At 67.4% G+C, this 1,450-nt stretch carries 1 protein-coding gene; it reads left to right on the top strand.

All coding sequences use genetic code 11. The features are described 5' to 3' along the window. The first annotated feature begins 60 nt into the window (after nucleotides 1-60). Nucleotides 61-1,344: a phosphopyruvate hydratase gene (gene eno / locus ACIPIA_RS16225; protein WP_400511006.1), complete on the top strand. Its 1,284-nt coding sequence runs from the start codon at nucleotides 61-63 to the stop codon at nucleotides 1,342-1,344. Nucleotides 1,345-1,450: the final 106 nt, after the last annotated feature.

Here is a 1,450-nt window from a genome sequence, read left to right as displayed (position 1 = left end):
CGACCGCATCCGGTTGGCTAGAAGCGCCTCATCCTTTCCTCGTCTCCTCCGGAGCCTGCCATGACTGCGATCATCGACATCATCGGACGCCAGATCCTGGATTCCCGCGGCAATCCGACGGTGGAGGTCGATGTCGTGCTCGAGGACGGCTCGATGGGTCGGGCCGCCGTCCCCTCCGGCGCCTCGACCGGCGCGCATGAGGCCGTCGAGCTTCGCGACGGCGACAAGTCGCGCTATCTCGGCAAGGGCGTGCTCAAGGCGGTGGAATCCGTCAACGTCGCGATCGCCGAGGCGATCGTCGCGATGGACGCCGAGGACCAGACCGCGATCGACCAGACCATGATCGAGCTCGACGGCACGCCGAACAAGGCCAGGCTCGGCGCCAACGCCATTCTCGGCGTCTCGCTTGCCGTCGCCAAGGCCGCGGCCGAGGCCTCCGGCCTGCCGCTCTACCGCTATGTCGGCGGCACCTCGGCCCGCGTCCTGCCCGTGCCGATGATGAACATCGTCAATGGCGGCGCCCATGCCGACAACCCGATCGACTTCCAGGAATTCATGGTCATGCCGGTCGGCGCGGACTCCTTCGCCGAGGGCCTGCGCATGGGCGCCGAGATCTTCCACACGCTGAAGAAGAAGCTGCACGACGCCGGCCACAACACGAATGTCGGCGACGAGGGCGGCTTCGCGCCCAACATCAAGTCGGCGGAAGCCGCGCTCGACTTCGTGATGCAGGCGATCGAGAGCGCCGGCTACCGCCCCGGCGAGGATATCGCGCTGGCGCTCGACTGCGCCGCTACGGAGTTCTTCAAGGACGGCGCCTATGTCTATGAAGGCGAGCGCAAGACGCGCGACCCGAAGGCGCAGGCCAAGTACCTCGCCAAGCTTGTCGGCAACTACCCGATCGTCTCGATCGAGGACGGCATGGCCGAGGACGACTGGGAGGGCTGGAAGACGCTGACCGACCTCGTCGGCGCGAAGTGCCAGCTGGTCGGCGACGACCTGTTCGTCACCAATGTCAGCCGCCTGTCGCAGGGCATCAAGTCCCGGACCGGCAATTCCATCCTCGTGAAGGTCAACCAGATCGGCTCGCTGACCGAGACGCTGGCCGCCGTCGAGATGGCGCAGCGCGCCGGCTACACTGCGGTGATGTCGCATCGCTCGGGCGAAACCGAGGATTCGACCATCGCCGACCTCGCGGTCGCGACGAACTGCGGGCAGATCAAGACCGGCTCGCTCGCCCGCTCCGATCGCACGGCGAAATACAACCAGCTGCTGCGCATCGAGGAGGAACTCGGCGCGCAGGCGATCTATGCCGGACGCTCCGCGCTGAAGGCGCTGGCCTGATCGCGGCTGCTGGCTGCCGCGCTCACCAGCGCGGCAGCAGGCTCGTCGCCTGCGACAGCCCCCAGGATCCCGCCGCCTGGACGTTTCCGGCGGCTCCCGATACCGC

The sequence above is a fragment of the Allobosea sp. CER48 genome (assembly GCF_044752385.1).
In the GTDB taxonomy this organism is placed as follows: Bacteria; Pseudomonadota; Alphaproteobacteria; order Rhizobiales; family Beijerinckiaceae; genus Allobosea.
This window is presented reverse-complemented; position numbering and strand designations above follow the sequence as displayed.

Excerpts from the sequence above, each read along its gene's own strand:
- eno (WP_400511006.1), top strand. The coding sequence starts at position 61 with ATGACTGCGATCATCGACATCATCGGACGCCAGATCCTGGATTCCCGC.